Raw genomic sequence first — 13419 nt, 5'->3', positions numbered from 1 at the left:
GCACCAGGGCCGCCCCGGGCGGACCCTGCCGGCTTCCTGGCGCCGCAGCATGGTCACCAGCTTACGAAATTGACGCGGGCTGAGCCCTGTGAACGGAGTTATCCAGGACGGCTCCGACGCCGTGATCACACCAGCCACCGCGAGATCATCTCACCCGTGACCAGCAGTTACGTGACAGCTCTCAACCGATCCCGGTAGCCGTCGAGGCCAAGGACAGGACCAGGGCGCCCACCGCGCCCACAGCGCCGTAGAGCCGCAGCTTGCGCCGATCATCGCATTGACGGACGTACAGCGCGGTGGCCCCGGCGAAGGCCAGACCACCGACGATGAACCATGGCCCCCACAGGTAGAGGTACCAGCCGGTCAGCGCAGCCAGATCTGGCTCAACAGAGATGACACCAGCCTCGACCAGCACACCGTGGACGACGAAGAGGCCGCCATGCCAAGTGAGCAGGATCGCTGCGACACCGCCGCAGAGCACCAAGAGCCGGCTGATCCGCGAGCCTCGCGGTCGCGTCAAGCCGATGCCGACCAGCGCCCCGAAGAGCTTCAGGAAGCCAGTTATCACCAGGACAGCCAGGAACCACGGCACTCCGTCGCGAGCGAGCTTCACCAACGACGGCGACACCGTCGACTGCGCGCCGAAAGTATTGCCCGTCGCCCAGACGAAACTGGGTACCGCGAACAAGAACCCCCACGTCGCAGCGGCGTATCCAGGCCACTTGCTCAGACGAAGGCGGACTGCCCGGCGCGGGACGGGGCGCACTGTGTCTTCCGAGGACCGCATGATTGGCATGACTCGATCATGATCCGAACGGCGACGACACGCGTCATCCGCACAGAGGATCCGCCCTCCACCACGAGAGCTACCTCTCGACGCCCGAGCTGCGAGCGGGCCGACGGACCCGGAACTGGCAACCTCAAAGATCAGTTACGGGACAGCCCTTACGACCTTGGGAGCGATTGAGATCGGGGCGTGCCGGCCTGGCGGGTCGGCTGGTGAGTGATCAGCAGGAGGTCGGTCGGGCGAGAACCAGTTCGGTGCTGGGCTTGCGTCGTGTGGGCCTGCGGGCGGAGCGGTCGGAGACGAGGGCGGCAATGGCGAGGTGGGTTTCGGGGTAGGTCTCGCGCCGACCGGTGAACCGCTGCAGTGGCCGCCACTGCTTGTACTCGGCGTTGGTGTGTTCCACGCAGATGCGCCTGGACGATTGGCGGCGGCGCTGCTCGCGCCAGGCGTGGTGCTCGCCCAGGGGCGAGTCGTCCTTCGGCTTTCTCGGCGGGGCGTCGACCTGGTCGCGGAACTCGTTTGCGAGGCCCCGGTAGCCCTCATCGACTTTGGCCTTGAGCTGGGGGTGCTGCCGGAACTGTTCGGCGATGCCCTCGGTGCGAACCGCGGTCTGGTCGTGCATGCGGCCGGGACGGACCACACCGCTGAACAGGGTGCGGCCCTGGTCGCCGCTGAAGGTGGTGGTCTTGATGGTGTTCTGCTTCTTCTTGCCGGACACGAAGGCCTTGCGGCCCGGCCGGCCTGCTTTCGGGCGCCGGACCTGGACCTCGGTGCCGTCGATCCTCAGCTCGACGTCCTCGGCCGCCGCGTAGGCGAACAGGTCCTCCAGCGTGCGCAGCCGGATGCCGGGCCGGTCGGGGACGGCGAACCCACGGGACGCCAGCAGCGGCCGTACCTCCCGGATGGCGTTGGAGAAGGTGGAGCGGTCCACCCGGTACAGCTCGGCGAGCGCAGCGTGCGGCAGCCCGAGCTGCAGGTGCACCAGGGTGACCAGCAGCCGGTTGGTGAAGACCAGCTGCTGTTTCGGTCCGGCACCCGCGCTCCGGCGCCGATCCCCGCCGCGCCGCTGGCGCAGCGCCGACTCGCGGGCGGCCTGCCACTTCGGGGCGAGTTCTTCGAGCAACTCGCCGAAGTGTGCGCGGGAGACTCCGGACAGGGCAGGATGGGAACAGGCCGCACGGGCCCAGGCTTGCCTCACAACTCGCCCAACCCGTGCGGCCGTTCTCAGGTCACGGGCTGACCAGTCGAGTCCGTCGTAGTATGCGACAGCGCTAGGGTCGTCGTATGACCGTCGACCCAGCTCAGAACATGGACCCCGCGTTGCTGCCCAAGGCTGAGTTCGCCTTTCCGGGTCCCCTGCGTGACCGGCTTGTCGCGACGATCCTCGACGGCTCCAAGACCGCGACCACCGCACTGCTCGCCCAGTACGAACATGAGGGGGAGCCGCTGCCGTCCGTCGGCCGCCGTTCGGTGGTGGTCGACTCCGATGATCGCCCGGTGGCGATCATCGAGGTGACGGAAGTGCGCGTCGAGCCTTTGGGGAAAGTGGACATCAGCCACGCGGTGGACGAGGGCGAGGGCTACACCACAGTCAAAGACTGGCGGGCAGAACACGAGCTGTTCTGGCACAGCGACGAGATGCGACAAGTACTCGGAGACCCCCGCTTCACCGTGCACGACGCCACCCCGGCGGTCCTGGAACGCTTCCGCGTTGCCGCCCGCCTGCACCCCTCGGGCTGATCAACCACTATTGCGCTCCAGGTCGTTAGCGTCCGAAGTGCTTCTGCCACTTTGTACGGCAGTCGACGGGGTGCTTCAGGGCGGGGTCCAGGAGGTGGATGCCGTCGTGGAACGCCTCGAATCCGACCGACTCCCACACCTTCGCGATCTTGGCCTGAGCTGCTTGGTAGCCAGGCTTGTCGTTCTCGAAGTCCCCGTCGGTTGGTGCTGGCTCGCAGGCGACAGCGCAGCATCCATCGGCCAGGCGGCGGATCGCCTCGGCGGCGGCGAGGGCGCCGATCCCGAATCCGCGCCACGGTGGCTCGATCCGCACCCGGTCCATGATCAGAAGGTCGCCGGCCGGCACCTCGATCCGCTCTTCGAACGCAGGTGACCAGTGCAGTCCGGGCGTCATTGCATCGGCGGGGTCGGTGCACACCGAGACGATCTTCTCGACGTCGCCGGTGTGGGAGTCGGCGGCTTCCCAGGCGGGGTCCCTGGTGTAGTCGCGGATCCGGACGAAACTCATCTCACCCAGCGGTGTGCCGTCCTGGAAACGGCACAGACTGGCGTCGGGCGGGCACTGCGGACAGTCGTCCTCTGAGTGGTAACGCAAGATGGCAACCGACCACACCTCCAGCGTGTCCTCGAACTCAAACGAGAGCGCAGGGTGTTCGAATATGTAGCGCAAGACGATGTCGCTGCCGTCGAAGGGTAGATCACTGGCCGCCCGCCGCGGGATGTAGTCCATGGCGACACCGTAGAGGTGGCCTGTGGCGACACGGAGGGGAACAGCCAAGTTCCTTCGCCTGGAGGACCTCTCCGATGCGCCGGCTCGTTTCCTGATCTTCTGCAGCCTTGATCGCCTGCGCTCCCCAGGCAGGTCCGCTCCCCCACGACGCCTGTTGGGACGCTGCCGTCAAGGCACACGGTGAGCGGGACGGCACCCGCACGCTCATCGAGGTCCTCCTCATCGGCCGACACCTGCCGCACGAACTCGCCGCCACTCTCAAGGCTGACGCGCTGACATCGGACGCCGTTGCTTTTGAAGTCGCAGTGGCAGCAGAGGCGGGGAAGTTGTCGGTCAGCGTGGAGAGCAGGCGGTTGAAGCCCGAGTGCGTTCACAGACCATCGGCAAGTAGTTGCTAATGTGGCAAGTGTATGCCGGGCTGGCATGTTCAGGGTTGCCCGGTGACGACGGGAGGGATTGCCGTGCTGGAACAGGCCGATGCAGTAGATTCGTTGAAGGGGGTCCGGCGGATTGAGGGCGCCGTGCGGGAGCGAAGCGGCTGGTACGCCGGCTACCTCTGGCTCTTTTCTTTGTGGCAGCTCGTCCTCGTTCCCGCAGTGCTGCTGTGGCACGGGCGGACGGGGACACTTGTCAGCACAATGGCGAATGCTTTCGTGGTCATGGGGTTGTCTCTGTTCGCCACGCGACAACCGGTGGTACTGCGCGGCTACGGGGGCAGGCACCTCAAGGTGATCGGAGCCTGGGCGGTTGCGTACATCCTGAGCTTGGTGCTCGGATACACCATCTTCCTGGACAGTGCCGCCTTCGCGGCCGTGGCGGCCCTCGCATGCGCATTGCCGGCTGCTGCGAACGCCTGGCGGAAGGGGCGCGCTCTATGACGTCGGAGGTATCGGCGGTTGTCGGGCAGGTCCCTCATCCGCGGCACGGCCTGGCACCCCTTCTGGCCTCGGCCGTGCGTCTGTCGATCGTCGCGGCCCTCGCCGGCGTGGAGAAGGCCGAGTTCGCCTACGTGCGTGCTCTGGTAGAGATCACCGACTCTGCTTTGTCGAAACAGGTCTCGCGCCTGGAGGAAGCGGGTTGGGTGACGGTCGAGAAGGGGCAGGTCGGACGGCGGCCGCGGACTTGGCTGTGTCTGACAGAGGAAGGGCTGGCCGTCTACCGGCGCCACGTCGCCGCGCTCGCGGCGATCGCTGGCCCGCTGCACTGATTTGGGGACAATCGCAGGCCACGGGGTGGCCCGCAATCGTCGGGCCCGAGTAGCCCTTGTCGGCCGCCTCAGCGTCAGATGAGCTATGAAGGCGGGTGTGGCGGGGTGGCTCCTTTGGTCGAGGAACCTGCGGGCCGGGCCTGCCGCACTTCCCTCACGCGCAAGCGTAACGGCGGGCGGGGATCGGGCCGCCTGTGCGGCTGCGGGTGCGGCAAGCCTGTTACGACTGGACGTGCGGATTCTGCGTACTACGGGCCGGCCTGCCGTCAGAAGGCGTATTGGCTACGGCAGGCCGACCGAGCCTCGATCCGGTCAACGGCTCGAACGACCAGCACGGACAGCCGTAACGCCGTCACAGCGGATTCGTCATGATTATCGGGGCGCCACCCTCACGTAGACCGGACAACTGGCACGGCGACGGGTGCGGCTACCCGCGCCACGAGTACCCGGGGATACCGACCGTTTGACCCGCCCCGCCCCGGCGTCTACTCCTCGCCGGGTCTGGGGCTCCACACGGTGGGGCCGCCGCCGCGCCACTCGATCAGGCGCGGGTCGTCCAGGTCGACGTCGTCGGGGTCGAGGCCGGCCCGCCGAAGGAACTCAAGAAGATCACCGGGGCCGAGGGCGCGGCCGAGGAGTTCGCCGTCGCAGCGGACCCGGCGTCCGCCCTGGGCGTCGGGTGGGTAGACGATGATGCGCGGGGCGGGGTTCATTCCTTCACCCTGCTGCGAGGTGGTCATTCCAGCATTCCGAGTGCGGTGTCGGGGCGGCATTGAGGGCAGGCGGGGACGCCTTGGGCGAGCAGGTCCCGGATCTGGTCGGCGGTGGCGGGGGCGCAGCGTTTGCCGGTGTCCCAGCACGTTCCGACGTGGACGCGTCCGGGAGGCCGGCCGGCGCCGATCTCACGCTCGACCAACCACGTGGGCGGCTCTGCGGGCGGGCGGCGCCGGGCGGCGGCTTCCTCGGCGGCTTCGGCCGCGTTCAGCGCCCGCTCGGCGCGGCCGAGCTCGCCGCGCAGGTAGGTGACCAGCGTCCGCAGACGCGGCATATCCGGAGGCAGGACGGACATGGTTCAGCCTCCGTACTGCGCCTGCCGCAGCGCCCTGCAGGCCGTGCACAGCGGGTTCCCGCCCGTCCCGTACCTGCATGTGGGGGCGTGGCACCGGGCGCAGGGTCCGGCCTGGCTCGGCGCCCACGTGACGAGCTGCGGGCGGGGCTTGGGGGTGTGCTCGGGCTCGTTCATGCCGTCTCCCGTTCCGCGGGTGTCGGAGTGTGGCTGCGGGCGGCGCGGCGCAGCTCGACGCCGCCGGCCCGCCATCCGGCGGGGGCCGTCCAGTACGAATGGGTGTACAGGCGCCCGGACAGGGCGATCAATCGGCGCCGCAGCGCGGTCAAACCGGAGGCGGGCGGGGCCTCGGCGAGATCGGTGTAAGTACGCAGCCACGCCCTTTGGAGGGCGAGCAGGTCATCGGGGAAACGGAACGGTTGCCTCACCTCTCTATTGCAACACGTGTTCGAATATTTGCGCGAGGGTCCGACCGGGTCACGACGCGGATGTGCGGTCGGCGGCGTGCTGGCGGTGGGTGCAGGAGGCGCAAGGCGGTGATCGTGGGGCGGTCACGGCGTACGCGTGGCGCAGCTCGGCGGCCGGGGGGGGGCTTGCGGCCCGCCCGTCGGGCCGTCGCGCTCGGTTCGGGTGAGGCTGGTGCTGAGTGCCGTGCGAGGGCGAGGAGGCCAGTCATGCTGCGTCCGCCGGTGGAGCCGATGTTGGCGCAGGCCGCCGAGGTGGTCCCGCCGGTGCGTCCGCTCGCTTCGGGGGTGGCGTATGAGCAGAAATTCGACGGTTACCGGGCGCTGCTGTTCACGCCGACCGATGCGGGTGGCCGGCTGCTGGTGCAGACCCGGCGCGGGACGCTGATCCAGGACCGGTTTCCCGACCTGGTGGCCGCCGGCGAGCAGCTGCCTGCCGGCCTGGTCCTCGACGGCGAGCTGGTGGTCTGGGACAAGGCAGCGGGCCGGCTGTCCTTCGAGGGACTCCAGCGCCGCACCGCCGCCCGCGGTCGCACCGCGCGCGAGCTCGCCGCGTCCCTGCCGCCTACTTCATCGCCTTCGACATCCTCCAGGCAGACGGCATCGAGGTGCTACGCCATCCGTATCGGCAGCGCCACCTGCGACTCGAAACGTTGTTTTCCGCCCACGGGCTCAAGACGCCGTGGACGTTGTGCCCGATGACCACGGACCTGATCACAGCGCAGAAGTGGCTGGAGTCCTGGACCGATGTTCCCGGCCTCGAGGGCATCGTGGTCAAAGCCATGGGCCAGCCCTACCGGCCGGGATACAGGGGCTGGTACAAACTGAGGCGGCGGGACACCACCGAGGCGATCATCGGCGCCATCACCGGCACCCTCACCCGCCCCCACATCCTCCTCCTGGGCCGCCACGACAGCCACGACCGGCTACGCCCCATCGGCCGCACGGTCCCCCTGCGCCCGGAAGCGGCCCGCCTCGTCGCCGCAAGCATCACCGCCGCCGACGAAGGCCACCCCTGGACCGGCATGCGATTCGCCTCGACGTGGGGCAGCCACGACGCCCTGGACGTCACCCTGATCGACCCCGAGCTGGTCGCCGAGATCAGCGCCGACACCGCCATCGACCACGGCGGCATCTACCGCCACCCCGTCCGCTTCAAACGCCTGCGCCTGGACCTCACCGCGCGGGACGTACCCCGGTTCGAGGCGGACACAGCCAGATCCGCAGACTGAGGCAGCACACCTCCCCACAGGCAGCGTCTGGCGTCTGCCGTCAGGACGGCATCGGGCCGTCGCAGTCCGCCGGGGCCCCCAGACGTGATCCGAGACGGAAACGCATCTCGCCCGCGGCCCGGCGAACCTCCTCCGAGCGGGTCTCACCTTCAAGGGCGCCCAGAGCATCATGATCGCTCTGGCCTCGTCCTCGGTCAGCAGCTTGAGACGGGTTTCGGTCACGGCATCGAGGAGCGCGTCGAGGAAGTCTTCGTCCATGCCACCACAACGCCCCGCAACCTTCGTCGTCACAGGCATGCGGGGCCGACCGACCGTGGGGGCGGCCTGCCAGCCGTCGGGCGTTCGCCCGGCCGGCCCCCTGTGGCGGTGGAGGTACCGGTGATGGTGCGAGGCTGGATTGAGAGCCTTCGCAAGGAGATAAGTAGATGCGCCCTATTTGGTCCGGTGCGATCAGTTTTGGTCTAGTAACGATTCCGATCAAAGTATTTCCGGCAACCGAGTCGCAGTCGATCGCGCTGCACCAGTTCCACACCGCCGACGGGGGCCGGATCCGGTACCGGAAGGTCTGCGAGGTCGACGGCAAGGAGCTGACCCAGGCAGAGATCACCCGCGGATACGAAACAGCAGCGGGCACTATCCCGGTCACGGACGAGGACCTGGACGCATTGCCGCTGCCCACGGCGAAGGCCATCGAGATCGTGGCCTTCGTGCCCACCGAAGCGCGCGGGTTCGCGGATTCCCTCAAGAGGAAAGGGGAGAACCTGTACGGCCACCCCAGGATTCAGTGCTGGGGCATGTGCAGGTTCGATCGTCGCTCCTAGGGTCAGAACGTGTCCTGGCGATCACGTGCAAGCCAGAGGCAGAGGGTTGCGGCGGTGGCAGTGTCGGCATGTGCTGAGCCCGCGTTCGCCGTGGATGGGCCTGGGCGACACCCAAGGCCCGATCCACCAATCCGGTCATGTTCGATGGCGGCGCGGAAACCGGCATGACCGCTGAGGTAGCACCGTTCAATGAGGCCGCAGACGCGCCGCTCCAGCCGATTCAGAAGGTGGGAACCGGCAGCGGTGGCGCACCGTCGTGTTGACCGTGAGACTCTCCCTTCCCCAGAACCAGGCCGAACGGCGCGGTCTGCGCCTATGGCACATCTGGCTCGTCCTCCCCCTGGTCTTCATCACCGCAATAGCCATCGGGGGCGCCGCCTTCTACGCAGGGTGGGACCTGCTCGGCGCCAGAGGGCTCAAGCCCGAGCCAAGCCTCGACTCCAAAATCCTCTTTGACCTGGTGAAGCTTTCCTTAGGCGTGGTCGCCGGGGCCGGCGCCCTCGTCGCCCTGGTCGTGGCCTACCGGCGCCAACGCGTCGACGAGGACGGTGCGCTGCGGGACTCCACCCGCCTGCACACCGAACGCTTCACCACTGCTGTCTCCCAGCTCGGCCAAGAATCCGCCGCAGTCCGCCTCGGCGGGGTGCACGCCTTGGCCGGCCTCGCAGACGACGCCCCCACCCGCGACCTACGCCAAACCTGCATCGACGTCCTGTGCGCCTACCTCCGCCTGCCCTACACCAACCAGGCCGACCTGGAACCCGGCGACACCCAGGGCCGACACGACTACCTGGCCATGCGGGAGGTACGGCACACCGTCATCCGGCTCATCCGTGACCATCTCCGCCTGGAACCTGGGCACAAGCACTCCTGGCAGGGCCACGACTTCGACTTCACCGGAGTCGTGTTCGACGGTGGGAGCTTCACGAACGCGGTGTTCTCCAGCGGCACGGTCACCTTCGAGGGTGCAACGTTCTCCGGCGGCCTGGTCGACTTCGATGGCGCGCGGTTCTCTGGCAGCAAGGTCAACTTCTTCCACGCTATGTTTTCCGGCGGCACGGTCGACTTTGGCAATGTGTCGTTCTCGCACGGCGCGGTCACCTTCCACGGGGCCGACTTCGCGGGCGCCACAGTCACCTTCGACAGTGCGCTGTTCGACAGCGGCACGGTCGACTTCACCCACGCAGAGTTCTCCAGCGGCACGGTCACCTTCGATGGCACTGCCTTCGGCACCACAGTCCCCTTCAAGGACACGCGCTTCTCAGGCGGCGCGGTCACCTTCAAGCGCGCCCTGTTCATGGGCGGCGAGGTCACGTTCGAGGGCGCAACGTTCTCCGGTGCCGTGGTCGACTTCAACGATGCGATGTTCTCCGGCAGCGAGGTCAACTTCAGCACAGCTTCCGGTGAACCACCGGCTGGCCTGGTACCGCCCAGCGGTGCGCCTCAGCCCACCGAACTGCGTCTCCCCGCTGCCTGGTGCCCGGCTGAGCCCTGAGGTCCCGGCCCACCACGGCTGGTACGTGCCCGCTGTGAAGGCTTGCCGGGCGCTCAGCGGGGGAGCCGGCTGGTGCGTTCGGGGTGAGCGGCGGTGATGTAGCGCATCGCGGTGATGGTGCTGATGCCGAATAGGCGGATCAGGTGCAGCGGGTCGGTGCTGGTGCGGGCTTCCTCCAGGATGCGGTCCTGGCGTACGGCGTCCAGGCGCATGCCCTTGGGGAACACCGCGCGGACGGTGGTAACGTCCACGGGCCCCGCGGCTGCGGTCAGGGCGGTGCGTCCGGTGGCCAGCAGGTACGGGTTGGTCGAAGCGGGCCAGCGCCGGTGGCGCTCGGCGAGCCAGTCGGCAGCCAGCCGCAGGGTGAAGGGCTCCAGCAGCACGGTGCGCATCACCGGCCCGCGCCGGAGAGCCATTCGGCCGCGAGCGAGGTCGACGTCGGTCAGCAGCAGGGCCCGGATGTCCTCCCCGCCCAGGGCGTGGACCGCGACCAGCGCCACGACCAGCCGCCCGAACGCCGAGGGCACACCGGCGAACAGGTCCGGGAGCCTTTCGGAGCGAACGGGCCGCGGTAGGCCCCGGTAGCCAGCCACGCCCAGGGTGCGGGCCGGGTCCCGGAAGATGATCCGCTCCTGCTTCAGGGCCCGGAACAGGCTGCGCAGGGCGGTGGCCAGCTGGCGGCGTGAGGCGCCGGTCCGCGTTCCGGCCGCCGCCACCACGTCGGCCGGGATGACTTCGCGCAGGCTGCCGAGCCCGCGGTCCACCCACCCGGCCAAGATCGGAAGGAGCGCGGCCAGGTAGCGGCGGATGCACCGGTGGGAGCGCGCGGGGTGACTGCGGCGGCCCTGGCCTCGGAGGACGTCCGTCCAGGCCTGCACCTCGGCGCCGATCCCGGCCGGCAGGTCGGCGATGGTGGCCTGGACCCACGCCTGGTCCCGGTCCCGCCGCAGGTCAGGGGCCTCGGTCAGCAGGTGGTGGGCGGCGAGGAACTCGCAGGCCGCCCGGGCGTGCAGGCCCTTCCCCGCGCGGGCCAGGTCGTGGACGTCGTGCTCCCAGACCGGGGCGCCCGCCCCCAGGAAGCGCAGCAGCAGGGCCAGGGTGCGCTGGGCCTCGCGGCCCGAGCCGGGCCGGCGCCGCTCGCGCCGCTGCCTGTCGAACGCGGCCAGCAGGGCCTGGGCCCGCTCCGAGAGCTCCGGCAGCTCCTGGCCGCCGTGCACCCGGTCCAGGACCGGCGTCCAGTCGCGCCGCATCTGGAACAGCACCCGCTGACCGTACGGCACCAACGCCGCCGCCTCCCGTCGTCCCGGCGCCTCCTCGCCCGCGCGGGCCGGTTGGGCTCGTCCCTGGGCCGCCGCACGGATCACGATCGCCAGCTGCCGGCCGCCGGCCCGGCCGGGGTCCACGTGGCAGGGACGGCACCGCCCGCCGCGCAATGGCGCCTGCGCGCGCCCGCAGTTTGCGCAGCTCCCGCGAGGCTCCAACCGCCAGGCCGAGCATGGGCGGCACACGTGCTCCGCAATGCCGCTCATCCACCCGTCGCAGTCCCGGCAGGATCTCGGCACCGGCCACGACCGTCCCACGGCCGCCGGCACGTACGCGGCGACCGGCCGCACGGTGCCCGCCTCGACGGCGCGGGCCGCATCGCCTTCCAGCAGGCCGGCCCGGTCCAGGATCAGCCCCACCGCCGTGCCGAGCTCTGGCAGGTCGGCCAACACCCGGTCGGGAACCTGCTCGGTACCCTCGGCGTCCCGCACGGCTAGGGCCAGCCGGATCATGGGCGCCGCCTTGTACGACCACGTCCGGGCCAGGCCGTACTCGGCGGCGAATGCCAGCGACTGAGCCCGTGCTTGTGCCTCACCGGCCAGGACCCGGCCCCGCAGGGCCGTCGCGGTCGACGCGGTCAGCGTGCGTCGGCTCCAGAACAACGCCTGTTGCCCCGGCGCCCCCAATGGCAGGATCCGGTCCCGGTCGTTGGCCTCAGCCGGCTTCAGGCTGCGCTGCCAGGTACTGGGGGCCGCGCCCACGGTGCCGGGCCGGCGCAGCGCTCGCGCCGCCCCCGACTGCCCGACGCCCAGGCCCACAACCAGCTGGAGCGCCCGCGGCCGCGCCACGGCGGGGGCCAGTACCCAGTCGGCGTCGTCCTCCAGACGGATCGCGCGAAGGCACGCCCGGCACAGGCCATCGCTGTTGAGGTGCACCTCGCGCTGACACCGAGGGCACACGCCTCGTACGGGATTGGCCTGCCGCCACTTCCCGCACGCCTCGCACGCCCGGTTCACGTCCACTGCCGTCCAGCTCAGGCACTCCCCGCAGCTGGACCACACCGGCTCGCAGCGCATCAGCTCGGCGGCAGCGAACGCGGACCGCCGCTACGCCGCCGGGGCACCGGCCCCACCGCAGCCGCGACCTCGCCACCAGCCACCCGAGTGGCCGGCTCGGGCACCGACTGGGCGACCGCGACCGGCTCGGCCTGCAGCAGGTCGGCCACCGTACAGTTCAGCGCGGTGCAGATCAGGTCCAGGTCGTCCAGCCGCAGCGTGACCGGCGTACCGCCCCACAGCGCCGCGACCTTGCTCAGCGAGGGCGTGAACCCCACCGCGCGGAACGCCTCCAGCACCTCGGTCGGCCGCCACAGGTCCCGCTGTGCTGCCACCATCCGCAGATTCCACTTCACCGCAAGTTCCCCTTGTCCATCACCAGCCGCGCCGCCGCCCGGGAACTGGCCGCCACCTGGGCCACCTCCGGATCCGACTGCGCGGTCGCCAGATACCGCAGCGTCGTGGTGGCCCAGTCGTGCCCGAGGACCTTCTGCACCTCCCACAACGTCATCCCGCGCTCGTAGTTGTGGGTCGCGCACGCATGCCGCAGCAGGTGCGGGTACAGATCGCTCACCGGCCCGGTCAGATAGCGGCCGGCCGCCTGGTGCAGCACCCGGCGGAACGTCGCCGGCACGATCGAAGGAGCGACCGGCACGTTCAACGCCTCCACCCCGACGGGCTTGCGCTCCGACGGCCACAGCGGCGCCCGCGGGTGCTCCGCGTCGTCACCGAACTCGCCGCGGACCTCCTCGACGTACCACCACAGCAGCGCCCGCCCCTCCTGGAAGAGATACGCCTCCCGCGGCCGGGGCCCGGACCCGTGTGCGCCCTTGCCGTGCACGACGAAGCGGCCCCACTGGCCGAGCTCCCAGTGCACATCCCCCAGGCACACCCCGCACAGCTCCGCCGCCCGCACCCCCGACAGGTACGCGATCTTCGCCATCACGTAGTCCCGGCACGCCACCGCGTACTTACGCGCACCGGGTAGCTGCTCGCGCCAGCGGGCGAAGAACTCCTTCATCGCCCGCTGCGACGGCGGCACCCGCAGACCGAAGTCGCCTCGGTGCCTGGGCCGGTTGAACGGGTCGACCGGCGACTCCACCGCGGCCCCGAACCGGCGCATGATCTCGCCGGCGTACCGCTGCTCCAGGAACGCGAAGTAGGCGTCGATCTTGTTGGCCTTCGCCCGCAGCGTCGAGGTCGCCCGCTTGCCCGGCCCCGCGAAGTACCGGTCGACCTCCCGCGGCGAGAGCCGCCACGGCGCCGTCCCGTAGAACTCGCAGACCTCGAGCACCGGCTTCACGAGCCCGTCGAGAGTCGACGGAGCCAGACCGGCTGCATCCCGCGCCCAGGTGTACTCCGAGAGCGTGTCCAGGAAGAAGCTCTCCTCGTCCACCGCCGATACGCGCGCCTGACGGCGGCGTTGGAGCGTCACGACATCGGCCATCCCTGTCTCCAGGGGCACCTGGTCCACGCCAGAGCCGACCAGGGTCAGTGTGCGACCTTCGAAATCTGACACAAATCCGCAGATTAGAGGGATCTCTTCCATAATCTGCGAG

At 69.7% G+C, this 13419-nt stretch carries 15 protein-coding genes and 2 pseudogenes; 7 read left to right on the top strand and 10 right to left on the bottom strand.

What is annotated here, in order from left to right; translation table 11 throughout:
• Nucleotides 1–3: 3 nt before the first annotated feature.
• The 3 genes and pseudogenes from ACIA6C_RS29975 to ACIA6C_RS29965 form a co-directional block, all read right to left on the bottom strand.
• Nucleotides 4–138, bottom strand: a pseudogene (locus ACIA6C_RS29975) (IS5/IS1182 family transposase); the annotation flags it as partial.
• 43 nt (nucleotides 139–181) lie between these two features.
• The gene (locus ACIA6C_RS29970) at nucleotides 182–688 is read right to left on the bottom strand and encodes a DUF3995 domain-containing protein (protein WP_399280575.1); all 507 of its coding nucleotides are present in this window, start codon (nucleotides 686–688) and stop codon (nucleotides 182–184) included.
• Nucleotides 689–1007: 319 nt separating this feature from the next.
• Nucleotides 1008–1910 carry a transposase family protein gene (locus tag ACIA6C_RS29965; RefSeq protein ID WP_399280573.1) on the bottom strand — a complete coding sequence of 301 codons (903 nt, stop codon included), beginning with the start codon at nucleotides 1908–1910 and terminating at the stop codon, nucleotides 1008–1010.
• 161 nt (nucleotides 1911–2071) lie between these two features.
• Here ACIA6C_RS29965 and ACIA6C_RS29960 point away from each other — a divergent pair, with 161 nt between their 5' ends.
• Nucleotides 2072–2527 (top strand): ASCH domain-containing protein, encoded by a 456-nt coding sequence (locus tag ACIA6C_RS29960; protein WP_399280571.1) that lies wholly within the window; start codon nucleotides 2072–2074, stop codon nucleotides 2525–2527.
• A gap of 25 nt (nucleotides 2528–2552) precedes the next feature.
• On the opposite strand, the gene ACIA6C_RS29955 is transcribed toward ACIA6C_RS29960, so the two are convergent.
• Nucleotides 2553–3257 carry a hypothetical protein gene (locus tag ACIA6C_RS29955; RefSeq protein WP_399280569.1) on the bottom strand — a complete coding sequence of 235 codons (705 nt, stop codon included), beginning with the start codon at nucleotides 3255–3257 and terminating at the stop codon, nucleotides 2553–2555.
• A 440-nt stretch (nucleotides 3258–3697) separates the two neighbouring features.
• On the opposite strand from ACIA6C_RS29955, the gene ACIA6C_RS29950 reads away from it, so the two are divergent.
• Together ACIA6C_RS29950 and ACIA6C_RS29945 are read left to right on the top strand one after the other, a co-directional pair.
• Nucleotides 3698–4135, top strand: coding sequence for a hypothetical protein (locus ACIA6C_RS29950; protein ID WP_399280567.1), 438 nt, complete (start codon nucleotides 3698–3700; stop codon nucleotides 4133–4135).
• Nucleotides 4132–4464 (top strand): winged helix-turn-helix domain-containing protein, encoded by a 333-nt coding sequence (locus ACIA6C_RS29945; RefSeq protein ID WP_399280565.1) that lies wholly within the window; start codon nucleotides 4132–4134, stop codon nucleotides 4462–4464. The genes ACIA6C_RS29950 and ACIA6C_RS29945 overlap by 4 nt, the downstream gene beginning before the upstream one ends.
• A gap of 485 nt (nucleotides 4465–4949) precedes the next feature.
• Here ACIA6C_RS29945 and ACIA6C_RS29940 read toward each other — a convergent pair whose 3' ends face one another.
• The 3 genes from ACIA6C_RS29940 to ACIA6C_RS29930 all read right to left on the bottom strand — a co-directional run bounded on the left by ACIA6C_RS29940 (nucleotide 4950) and on the right by ACIA6C_RS29930 (nucleotide 5958).
• A complete protein-coding gene (locus tag ACIA6C_RS29940) occupies nucleotides 4950–5204 on the bottom strand; it encodes a hypothetical protein (protein ID WP_399280563.1) in 255 nt (84 codons plus the stop codon).
• A complete protein-coding gene (locus ACIA6C_RS29935; protein ID WP_399280561.1) occupies nucleotides 5201–5533 on the bottom strand; it encodes a DUF6233 domain-containing protein in 333 nt (110 codons plus the stop codon). The genes ACIA6C_RS29940 and ACIA6C_RS29935 overlap by 4 nt, the downstream gene beginning before the upstream one ends.
• Before the next feature lie 170 nt (nucleotides 5534–5703).
• Complete coding sequence (locus ACIA6C_RS29930) at nucleotides 5704–5958, bottom strand: hypothetical protein (protein ID WP_399280559.1); 255 nt, start codon at nucleotides 5956–5958, stop codon at nucleotides 5704–5706.
• A 246-nt stretch (nucleotides 5959–6204) separates the two neighbouring features.
• Here ACIA6C_RS29930 and ACIA6C_RS29925 point away from each other — a divergent pair, with 246 nt between their 5' ends.
• The 4 genes and pseudogenes from ACIA6C_RS29925 (at nucleotide 6205) to ACIA6C_RS29910 (ending at nucleotide 9542) form a co-directional block, all read left to right on the top strand.
• Complete coding sequence (locus ACIA6C_RS29925; protein ID WP_399280557.1) at nucleotides 6205–6696, top strand: hypothetical protein; 492 nt, start codon at nucleotides 6205–6207, stop codon at nucleotides 6694–6696.
• Nucleotides 6603–7226, top strand: a complete 624-nt coding sequence (locus ACIA6C_RS29920; protein WP_399280555.1) for an ATP-dependent DNA ligase — start codon at nucleotides 6603–6605, stop codon at nucleotides 7224–7226. The genes ACIA6C_RS29925 and ACIA6C_RS29920 overlap by 94 nt, the downstream gene beginning before the upstream one ends.
• A gap of 425 nt (nucleotides 7227–7651) precedes the next feature.
• A pseudogene (locus ACIA6C_RS29915) lies at nucleotides 7652–7945 on the top strand (Ku protein); the annotation flags it as partial.
• Between the two features lie 367 nt (nucleotides 7946–8312).
• Nucleotides 8313–9542: a pentapeptide repeat-containing protein gene (locus ACIA6C_RS29910; protein ID WP_399280553.1), complete on the top strand. Its 1230-nt coding sequence runs from the start codon at nucleotides 8313–8315 to the stop codon at nucleotides 9540–9542.
• A gap of 53 nt (nucleotides 9543–9595) precedes the next feature.
• On the opposite strand, the gene ACIA6C_RS29905 is transcribed toward ACIA6C_RS29910, so the two are convergent.
• The 3 genes from ACIA6C_RS29905 to ACIA6C_RS29895 form a co-directional block, all read right to left on the bottom strand.
• On the bottom strand, nucleotides 9596–11740 hold the full coding sequence (locus ACIA6C_RS29905; RefSeq protein ID WP_399280551.1) for a hypothetical protein: 2145 nt from the start codon (nucleotides 11738–11740) through the stop codon (nucleotides 9596–9598).
• Between the two features lie 140 nt (nucleotides 11741–11880).
• Nucleotides 11881–12216 (bottom strand): helix-turn-helix domain-containing protein, encoded by a 336-nt coding sequence (locus ACIA6C_RS29900; RefSeq protein ID WP_399280549.1) that lies wholly within the window; start codon nucleotides 12214–12216, stop codon nucleotides 11881–11883.
• Nucleotides 12213–13307: a site-specific integrase gene (locus ACIA6C_RS29895; protein ID WP_399280547.1), complete on the bottom strand. Its 1095-nt coding sequence runs from the start codon at nucleotides 13305–13307 to the stop codon at nucleotides 12213–12215. The genes ACIA6C_RS29900 and ACIA6C_RS29895 overlap by 4 nt, the downstream gene beginning before the upstream one ends.
• Nucleotides 13308–13419 lie beyond the last annotated feature (112 nt).

It is taken from the genome of Streptomyces sp. NPDC051578, from assembly GCF_044454045.1.
GTDB lineage: Bacteria > Actinomycetota > Actinomycetes > Streptomycetales > Streptomycetaceae > Streptomyces.
This window is presented reverse-complemented; position numbering and strand designations above follow the sequence as displayed.

Coding starts and splice junctions, on each gene's coding strand:
- ACIA6C_RS29960 (WP_399280571.1), top strand. CDS start 2,072: ATGACCGTCGACCCAGCTCAGAACATGGACCCCGCGTTGCTGCCCAAG.
- ACIA6C_RS29955 (WP_399280569.1), bottom strand. CDS start 3,257: ATGGACTACATCCCGCGGCGGGCGGCCAGTGATCTACCCTTCGACGGC.
- ACIA6C_RS29945 (WP_399280565.1), top strand. CDS start 4,132: ATGACGTCGGAGGTATCGGCGGTTGTCGGGCAGGTCCCTCATCCGCGG.
- ACIA6C_RS29940 (WP_399280563.1), bottom strand. CDS start 5,204: ATGACCACCTCGCAGCAGGGTGAAGGAATGAACCCCGCCCCGCGCATC.
- ACIA6C_RS29935 (WP_399280561.1), bottom strand. CDS start 5,533: ATGTCCGTCCTGCCTCCGGATATGCCGCGTCTGCGGACGCTGGTCACC.
- ACIA6C_RS29925 (WP_399280557.1), top strand. CDS start 6,205: ATGCTGCGTCCGCCGGTGGAGCCGATGTTGGCGCAGGCCGCCGAGGTG.
- ACIA6C_RS29895 (WP_399280547.1), bottom strand. CDS start 13,307: ATGGCCGATGTCGTGACGCTCCAACGCCGCCGTCAGGCGCGCGTATCG.